The sequence below is a fragment of the Phormidium pseudopriestleyi FRX01 genome, assembly GCF_017313335.1.
GTDB lineage: Bacteria > Cyanobacteriota > Cyanobacteriia > Cyanobacteriales > Laspinemataceae > Laspinema > Laspinema pseudopriestleyi.
In genome coordinates this window covers 1-8,788 of record NZ_JAFLQW010000380.1, presented here as the reverse complement: position 1 = coordinate 8,788, position 8,788 = coordinate 1, and the positions used below count along the sequence as shown (strand labels likewise).

Below are 8,788 nucleotides of genomic sequence, written 5' to 3'. Positions count from 1 at the left end.
GAGCCAGGATTTTAGGGAGATGATTGGGGGCACCACTGTTTTTCCTCTACAATTCACTAAAATCCTGGCGATGAAGATGTATGAGACTCGTCCAGTGCACTCTATTCTATTTGTTATGGCGATGGGAGTTTAGGTGATGAAGGGTTGGCAGAAATTCCAGGGACCAAAAATTTTGAAGGGACTGGGTGTTGCCTTTGGGGAAACACCTGTTACCCTACGGTTACGCCCCCGGGACTCCATTCGGGTGTTAACGGTGGTGTTTGGGTTGATGCTGCCGGTGGGAATGATGGAATCGGCAGATGCTCAGTCTACCTATACGGATATTACCAACTATTGGGCGCGGACTTGTATTGAAACCCTTGAGGAACGGGATATTCTCTCGGTGTTCTCTGCTGAGACGTTTGACCCGGAGGACCCGATCGCGCGAGTGGAGTTTGCCTCGGTGGTTCGCAAAGCGTTCCCGAATGCTGAACCTGTTCGGGACCCGATTGAATTTATTGATATTCCGACGGATTATTGGGGTCGGGAAATTATCCAGGAAGCTTACCGGACGGGGTTTATCTCTGCTTATTCCGGTCGCGCTTTTAACCCCACTCAGGTGATTCCCCGTTGGCAGGCGATCGCCTTGTTAACGACTGGTTTGCGCTACAAATCGCCGGAGAATGGGTTAGAGACTATCGAGGCATCTCTGGCGGATTGGGAGGAGATTCCGGACTATGCCCGAGGGGCGATCGCCGCAGGAATTCAAAACCGATTGGTGGTGAATTATCCCGATCCTCGGAGTTTAAACCCCACGGAACCGATCTCCCGGGGTGAGTTGGCATCGATGATTTGTCAAGTTCATGAAGATATTGGTGCCATTGCTTTAGTCCCACAACAGTTTGTGGCGTCACCGGATGCGATCGCCATCGCAGAAACACCAACCGCAGAAACACCAACCGCAGAAACACCAACCGCAGAAACACCAACCGCAGAAACACCAACCGCAGAAACACCAACCACAGAAACACCAACCCCTCCAATGCCGATCGCCCCTGGGAATCAACGGTGGCAAACTGCTGTCTTGACCAATGTTTTGAACTTCCAACCCACGGGAATCACACCGGATTCCCAGGTGGAACAATGCGTCACCGATACCACCGGAACCCGTCAATGTGAGTCTATTTCGGCCTCAATGGATGCTATTACGATCGCCATTGATGGTCAAGGATTTATTATGGCCAGTGGTCATCGCGGGGCGGATTTGGCCCCGATCAATCTCTGGGACCTGAGAACTGGGGAACGGATTCGCACGTTACCGGGACATCGGGGGAGAGTCGGGGCCTTGGCGATCGCCCCCAATGGACAATGGGCCATTAGTGGGGGTGGCGATGGAGAAATTAAGATTTGGGATATCAGAACCGGGACTCTCACTCAAACCCTCACAGGACATACCAGCGAAGTTACAGGATTGGCGATCGCCCCGAATGGGAATACTGCCATCAGCAGCAGTCGCGATCGCACAGTGAAACTGTGGGACTTGAATACCGGCGAGGTCCTGCGTACCCTGGACGATCGCCAAACGGCCATGTTAGATGTGGCGATGAGTTCCGATGGTCGAATGGCCGCCAGTAGTAGTGAGGATGGACTGGTTCGCCTCTGGAATCTCCAAACCGGGGAGTTAATTCGGACTATTTCTGCGGATATTAATGCCGTCAGAACCCTCGCATTTAGTCCCAATGGTCAAGTGTTGGCAACGGGTGGAGAGGGAACAATTCGTCTGTGGAATATCGCCAATGGGGATTTAGTTCGCACGATCGCCCGCAATCCTGATGCAACCTTTTTTGAAGTGGCCTTTAGCAATGATGGGGAAACCCTGGTGGGAACGGTTCAAGAAGGGGACATTGATGCGATTCGGGTTTGGGATGTGAGGACTGGGGCGTTATTGCACTTTTTCCCGACGGCAGCAGGGGCGATCGCGTTAACTTCCGATGGTCAAACTTTGGTGGGTGGGGGTTGGGATATTAAGATTTGGCGGATGCCTTGAGGGATGGGAGAATGAACCACAGATTACACAGATTTTCACGGATGGCGGGATTGATGGCGGGAATGGGGATTGTTGTTGGGGGATTGACGCCGGTTCCTTTGTTGGGGATGAGTTCGGGGGAGTCTTTGCAGGCGTTGGCGTCGGATTCTCCTCTGTTTAATCCGCCTCTAGGGATTGGGGATGTGACGGCGATCGCGAAGGATATGACGGTGTTTATTTCGGGTCCGACATCGGGTTCGGGGGCGATCGTCAATCGTCAGGGGAATGTTTATACGGTTCTGACGACGAAGACGGTGGTTTCTGGATCAAGTGTATATGAGGTGGTCACTGGCGATGGCCGACGCTATCGGGTTAGTCCGGATGGGGTGATACTTTTGCCTCTGGTGGATTTGGCTGTTTTACAGTTTACCAGTTCTGAAATTTATCCGGTGGCGCAGTTGGCCGAACCCTCGGAGTCACAAGTTTATCTCACTGTTGCCAATCAACCCCAAACGACTCTGTTCGCGGCGGGCAATTTAGTGTCTACTGCGGGAATTAATCTCTCGGACGGGTACGATTTGCTGTATAATAGTGCTTTGCAATCTGCTGGGAGTGGGGGTCCGGTGGTGGACCGTTGGGGACGGTTAATTGGGATTCAGGGTCGGTTTAATCCTGAGTCTCCCACAGTAAATTCGGCGATCGCTGTGAGTAATTTTTTGCGATTAGCGCCTACGGTGGGGTTAAATTTGGGATGGCGGGGTTTTATTCTTGCTAATATTATCCAAGTGGGAACCCAACCCCGGGCGATCGCCTTGAGTCCCGATGGCAGTCTCCTAGGAACTGATGGCGGATACAATCGGATTCAGTTATGGGATTGGCAGTCGAGTCAGTTGTTATATACCTTGTCGGGACATAACAGTGAGGTGAATTCTCTGGCGATTAGTCCCAATAAACAGATTTTAGTGAGTGGAGATCAACAGGGTCAGGCGATAATTTGGAATTTGCGAACGGGACAAATTGCCAATACCATCACGCGATCGCGTCCTAATCTTTCCAATCCGATTACCTCGGTGGCGATTACTGCCAATGGTCAAACGTTAATTACTGGCAGTAATCAAGGGATTGAACTGTGGGATCTCAACACCGGACGCTTGGTTTTGACCTTGCCTGAGTCTGGGGAGGCGAATGCGATCGCCATTAGTCCGGACAGTCGCACATTAGTCAGCGGTCATCTGGATAATACGGTGAAACTGTGGGACTTGCGGAATGGCAATTTAGTGCAGACTCTACCTGCGGGAGAACGAGGATTTATTGTTGAATCCGTTGCCATCAGTCCCGATGGGAACACCATTGCCGCTGGAACCTATCGAGAGATTCGACTCTGGAACCTGGAACGGGGGATTCGTCAGCGCACAATTGTGGCCCATTGTGATTTATGCTATGTGTATGATTTGGCCTTTACTCCCGATGGAACGGCGATCGCCTCTACCAGTGAAGATGGGACTAAAATTTGGAATATAGCCGATGGAACACTCCTGCGGACCCTGGATGGATCTGCGAAATCCTTGGCCTTCAGTGGCGATCGCACCCTGATTTTAGGTGGGGATACCTTGCGAATTTGGCAAGTTCCGTAATTCAAATCCGGATTGATTTAAGGTTAAAAACTTCCAGCAGTTTCTAGTCACTCTCTCAAAATTTATATGACGCCAGAAGAGTATTTTGCAGGAGAAGAAATCAGCCCGATTCGTCGCGAATACATTCGGGGGGAAGTCTATGCGATGTCAGGGTCTAACTCCTATCATAACATGATTGCCTTGAATTTGGCAACCATCCTCAGAAAACAGGTTCGAGGAACGGAATGTTATGCGTTTGTAAAAGATATCAAAGTTAGAATTGAGACCGTCGATGTTTTCTATTATCCTGACTTAACGGTGACTTGTGACCCTCGCGATCGCCAGTTAACTGACTCATTTATTCAGTATCCTTGCTTAATTGTCGAAGTGTTATCCCCTTCTACTGAAGCATTCGACCGAGGGGATAAGTTTGCAGATTATCGCGAAATTGAAAGCCTGAAAGAGTATTTGGTCATCAGTCAAACTCGCCCAAGTGTGGAGTGTTTTCGGCGCAATGAAAGGGGACGATGGGAATTATATAGTTATCAGGGCAAAGAACAAGTACAGTTATCTAGCCTTAATCTGCAAGTCGATATGGCGACCCTTTATGAGGATGTTTGGTCAGAGAATAAATTTTAGCGGCTAGAATGGTGTCGGCGACGCCAACCCCGGTGAATAGTGCGCCAACGGCGAATCAGTTTAATCCCAAAAAAGTAGCTTAAAAATGCACTCAGACTCGCCATCACCAGACAGCCAACCAAGAGAATAATTAAAAAGTCAGCCCCGACTTCGAGTAAGGCTTTCGTAGACTTTAAGCGTTCAATATCAAACACTTCATGAGATTTGAGTAGCCATTGACCCACCTCAAAATTGAGCCAAAATATCGGTCCATAAGTTAACGGATTGCTGATCCAAGTTCCAGCAACCGCCATCCATTTATTGCCGCGAAACAGAATCGCTAAGGCAACCCCCAGAATTGTTTGCAGTCCAAATAAAGGAAACAACCCCGCAAATACCCCCGCTGCCAGACCTCTAGCGAGGAATTCCGGACTGCCCTTTTGTCGGACTAAACGCCAGTAATAGTAACGCCAGAACCGATGCCATCGACTCCGGGGTCGTTTGCGTTTAGAGAACAGAGAAGCTAAACGAAAGCGCTTGATTTGAGTCCTCCAGGAGTTGATCTGCAAAGGGTGTTTATGTAACATTGTTTTCCCTAAAATAATGGACTGAGTTGTGCAACGTGATTGCCCCCTGAGAGTCTTAGAAGTGAGTCTTTAACTTGAGATTATGATCGATATTTTACCTCAATTTCCTCGTCCTAGGGAGGATATTGGCGATCGCAAGGGATAATAAAACAGTAGTCATAAGGGGTGAAATCATGGATCGGGTGACTCAACGGGAGACGATCGCGGCGATCGCCACGGCAATCGTCCCACAGCAAGGGAGTATCGGGATTGTCCGCCTGTCGGGATCCGAGGCGATGGCGATCGCCCAAACCCTCTTTCATACCCCAGGATCACAACCCTGGGAAACTCACAGGATCCTCTACGGGACAATTCGTCACCCCAAAACCCAGCAAATCGTCGATGAAGCCCTCTTGTTGCTGATGAAATCCCCCCGGTCCTTCACCCGCGAGGATGTGGTCGAATTTCATTGTCATGGTGGCATCATTCCCGTTCAACAAGTCTTACAACTGTGTTTAGAACTCGGGGTAAGATTAGCACAACCGGGAGAATTTACCCTCCGGGCATTTTTAAATGGACGATTAGACTTAACCCAAGCTGAAAGTGTCGCAGATTTAGTCGGGGCACAATCTCCTGCTGCTTCTCAAGCCGCTTTAGCTGGATTGCAAGGCAAATTAGCCCATCCAATTCGACAATTACGCACCCAATGTTTGGATATCTTGGCAGAAATTGAAGCCCGCATCGATTTTGAAGAAGATTTACCGCCATTGAATGAACCCGAAATTATCCAATCCATTCAGGGAATTATTAAACAAGTTGAGATAATTTTAGGAACTGCCAGTCAAGGGGAACTGTTAAGAATGGGATTAAAAGTTGCCATTGTCGGACGTCCTAATGTGGGGAAATCGAGTTTATTAAATGCCTGGAGTCGTAGCGATCGCGCCATTGTCACCAACCTCCCCGGGACCACCCGAGATGTTGTGGAATCCCAGTTAGTTGTCCAGGGAATTCCCGTACAGGTGCTCGATACCGCAGGCATTCGCGCCACCGAGGATACAGTGGAAAAAATCGGGGTTGAGCGATCGCGATTGGCCGCACAATCTGCCGATTTAGTGTTACTAACCCTTGATGCCCAAGCCGGTTGGACTCCGGATGATTACGAGATTTATCAACAAGTTAAACATAAACCCATTGTCGTCATCTTCAATAAAATTGATTTAGTCGAACAAATTCTACCATTACCTCCCTTAGAGAATATCCGCGAAACAGTTAAAACATCTGCCGCCCATCAACAAGGTATCGAAGCATTAGAAACCGCCATTTTAAATGCCGTTCATGCGGGAAATTTGCAAGCAGAAAATCTGGATTTTGCCATTAATCAACGCCAAGCCGCTGCCTTAACCCGCGCTCAAACCGCCCTAGAACAAGTCCAAACCACCATTGACCAACAGTTACCCCTAGATTTTTGGACCATCGACCTCCGAGGCGCAATTCAAGCATTAGGAGAAATCACCGGAGAAGATGTGACCGAATCCGTTTTAGACCGCATTTTTAGCCGCTTTTGCATTGGTAAATAACAGGGTTTAGGGTTGTTAAGCAATTGTAGGGTGGGCACTGCCCACCTTCCTACTCCTTTACTACATTGGGTTAGAGGATTTGGAGACCAAACCCCTACAAGAAACAACGATTTTTCGTCATTAAATTTACCACCTTGATAGGGCTAGTCTCATAGCCCTCCCCTGAATCAGGAAATTGTTTATGGGTGGAGGGGACCGGAGGATGTTGTAGGGGTGACTCGTGAATCACCCCTTTGCTGTTATACAGTTTTGGCTTGTCTTGCCTGTTTCACCATTGCAATTAAAGTGTGGTGAGCATCTTCAGAATCGGCGAGGGCATGGTCAAAAGTGACCCGAACCGGCAGAGATTCCTCTCCAACTTGAGTCGTGAGATTCATCCCCAAAGGGTCGATCGCCAGCAGAGTTGCTGAGGTTGCATCGGGAACCTCGCCAAAGATTTGAGCATACAGCAGCACAGAATCTGCATGATCTTCGTTCATGTGCTTGCAGATGCGATCGCTCACTTGAGCCGAAATAAGATCCGCCATCGTTTAAACTCCTGATTCGGTAATTTTAAGTCAATCTGAGATAAATTATCCCTGGATTCAGAAACAATTATCCCAGCTTTTCTATTAAAGCAAAAATAAAATTAGCCGTTAACAGTCCCACGGCGATCGCCAGAAACACAAACAAGGATACACTGAAAAAAGAGCGGATAACAGACGTTTTTTTGGGGTCCATATCAAAAAGAGGGATAAAATTGAGCAGTCCAGGATAGAGTACCGATTACGGCGAACCCATCCTCAAAAACTCGGACACCGAGGGAGAAAAAATGGGCCGTAACGCCTGCGCCATCGAGACCAATGTTGTATCATCCATTGCCGGATAGCAAGGGAGATAGAGCAAATGCTTGAAAATCTCACGGGCATTTCGCGGTTCCCATTCCAGGTGAGTTTCCGGTGGGTTGACCACTGTCATACTATTCCCTTGAGTCGAGTCAAAACCTGCATTGGCAAGGGTGGCGATCGCCATTTCCGGGTCCTGGGCCAAAATCGGGACAACCCAGTGAACATGAGGCAAAGTAGCGACACCGGGAACCAGAATCTGGGGACAATAGTCCTGCAACAACTGAATCAGGCGCTGACCCCGGTGAGTTTGTGCCGCTAATCGTTCCTCCGTATAACCCTGCAAGCGACGACGGAGTAACGCTAACAAGGTTTCCCAAGGTTGATGACGCAAACGCGGGATCAGTTCATCCTTGGGAAACCCCTTCACCGACTGATTCAGCAGGCGATCGTAGTCAATTCCCAACCGACGACATCCCCAAATTAACGCCGTAAATCCAGGGCGACTGGAGAGGGTTTTGAGACCCAGATATTTCAGCAATCTGCGGGTGTAGTGCCCGGAATCCTGGACTGGGTAAGTCGATTGGATTTGTCGGAGGCAATCCCCGAGTTGGGGGTCACGCACGCGCAATAATGCCCCACCCAGGGCCGTCGCAAACTTGATATTACCAAAACTAAAACAACTCACATCCGCATCTGGATGACCGCGAAATCCCGGGGTGAACGCCTGAGCACAGTCTTCCACCAAAATCGCCCCAACGCGATCGCGCGCTGCTAAAATCGGCTCTAAATTGACCCGACCTCCGAACAAATGGGCGATAATAATTACCCGAGTTTGGGGACCGATCGCCCGGTCTAAACTGGCCGGATCCGGTGCCATCGTCATCGGGTCCAAATCAATTGGAACCGGAACCAAACCATGATGACGGACAATCGTCACCATATCGGGAATGGTTAATGCACTCATTGCCACTTCACTCCCTGGGGGTAATTGCAACGCCTGTAGCAGTAAATCCCACCCGGAACGTACCGATAAACAGGCGATCGCCTCCCCAGTCGAGTCGGAAATCCACCAGTCCTCTAGCTCATTTTGCAACCCCTGACGCTGTGAATTTCCCACCGTCAATGCTGCACCCAATCCGTAAATCAAATCAATATAATCGATATCAAAACGTTTGCGCGACCACATTTGAGCAATCTCTTGAACTTTAACTGCTTACTTTAGCGCGATCGGTCCCGAAGTGACACCCATCGGTGGTTTAAACCACCGCCGGTTGTTGCCACCTCCGGTCCCCTCCCCTTGGCAAGGGGAGGGTTAGGGTGGGGTCCTCTTGTGACGTGCGATCGCCACCTCACGCACTCTTTCCGGCTTCAGCGCCTGTATGGAGGCAGGTCTAACCTCTCTTCTTCGTGAGGTGCGATCGCCACCTCACGAGGACTCTCCACCCACCCATTGCGCGTGAGGTGCGATCGCACGTCACAGAGGACCCCACCCTAACCCTCCCCTTGCCAAGGGGAGGGGACCGGATGCCAAGGGGAGGGGACCGGATGCCAAGGGGAGGGGACCGGATGCCAAGGGGAGGGG

General features: G+C 49.9%; 8 protein-coding genes. 4 read left to right on the top strand and 4 right to left on the bottom strand.

The window, feature by feature from the left end:
• Nucleotides 1-172 precede the first annotated feature (172 nt).
• The 3 genes from J0895_RS14485 (at nucleotide 173) to J0895_RS14475 (ending at nucleotide 4,257) form a co-directional block, all read left to right on the top strand.
• A complete protein-coding gene (locus tag J0895_RS14485; RefSeq protein WP_207088776.1) occupies nucleotides 173-2,026 on the top strand; it encodes an S-layer homology domain-containing protein in 1,854 nt (617 codons plus the stop codon).
• An 11-nt stretch (nucleotides 2,027-2,037) separates the two neighbouring features.
• Nucleotides 2,038-3,639 (top strand): trypsin-like peptidase domain-containing protein, encoded by a 1,602-nt coding sequence (locus J0895_RS14480; RefSeq protein WP_207088775.1) that lies wholly within the window; start codon nucleotides 2,038-2,040, stop codon nucleotides 3,637-3,639.
• A gap of 66 nt (nucleotides 3,640-3,705) precedes the next feature.
• The gene (locus J0895_RS14475) at nucleotides 3,706-4,257 is read left to right on the top strand and encodes a Uma2 family endonuclease (protein ID WP_207088774.1); all 552 of its coding nucleotides are present in this window, start codon (nucleotides 3,706-3,708) and stop codon (nucleotides 4,255-4,257) included.
• Here the strand turns inward: J0895_RS14475 and J0895_RS14470 are convergent.
• Entirely contained in the window at nucleotides 4,254-4,823 is a 570-nt protein-coding gene (locus tag J0895_RS14470; protein WP_207088773.1) for a DUF2062 domain-containing protein, read from the bottom strand. The genes J0895_RS14475 and J0895_RS14470 overlap by 4 nt on opposite strands.
• Before the next feature lie 173 nt (nucleotides 4,824-4,996).
• Here J0895_RS14470 and mnmE point away from each other — a divergent pair, with 173 nt between their 5' ends.
• The gene (gene mnmE / locus J0895_RS14465; RefSeq protein ID WP_207088772.1) at nucleotides 4,997-6,379 is read left to right on the top strand and encodes a tRNA uridine-5-carboxymethylaminomethyl(34) synthesis GTPase MnmE; all 1,383 of its coding nucleotides are present in this window, start codon (nucleotides 4,997-4,999) and stop codon (nucleotides 6,377-6,379) included.
• A 239-nt stretch (nucleotides 6,380-6,618) separates the two neighbouring features.
• Here the strand turns inward: mnmE and J0895_RS14460 are convergent, their stop codons facing one another.
• The 3 genes from J0895_RS14460 to J0895_RS14455 all read right to left on the bottom strand — a co-directional run bounded on the left by J0895_RS14460 (nucleotide 6,619) and on the right by J0895_RS14455 (nucleotide 8,392).
• The gene (locus tag J0895_RS14460) at nucleotides 6,619-6,906 is read right to left on the bottom strand and encodes a DUF2470 domain-containing protein (RefSeq protein ID WP_207088771.1); all 288 of its coding nucleotides are present in this window, start codon (nucleotides 6,904-6,906) and stop codon (nucleotides 6,619-6,621) included.
• A 67-nt stretch (nucleotides 6,907-6,973) separates the two neighbouring features.
• The gene (locus J0895_RS26415) at nucleotides 6,974-7,099 is read right to left on the bottom strand and encodes a hypothetical protein (protein WP_277989844.1); all 126 of its coding nucleotides are present in this window, start codon (nucleotides 7,097-7,099) and stop codon (nucleotides 6,974-6,976) included.
• Nucleotides 7,100-7,144: 45 nt separating this feature from the next.
• A complete protein-coding gene (locus tag J0895_RS14455) occupies nucleotides 7,145-8,392 on the bottom strand; it encodes a DegT/DnrJ/EryC1/StrS family aminotransferase (protein ID WP_207088770.1) in 1,248 nt (415 codons plus the stop codon).
• Nucleotides 8,393-8,788 lie beyond the last annotated feature (396 nt).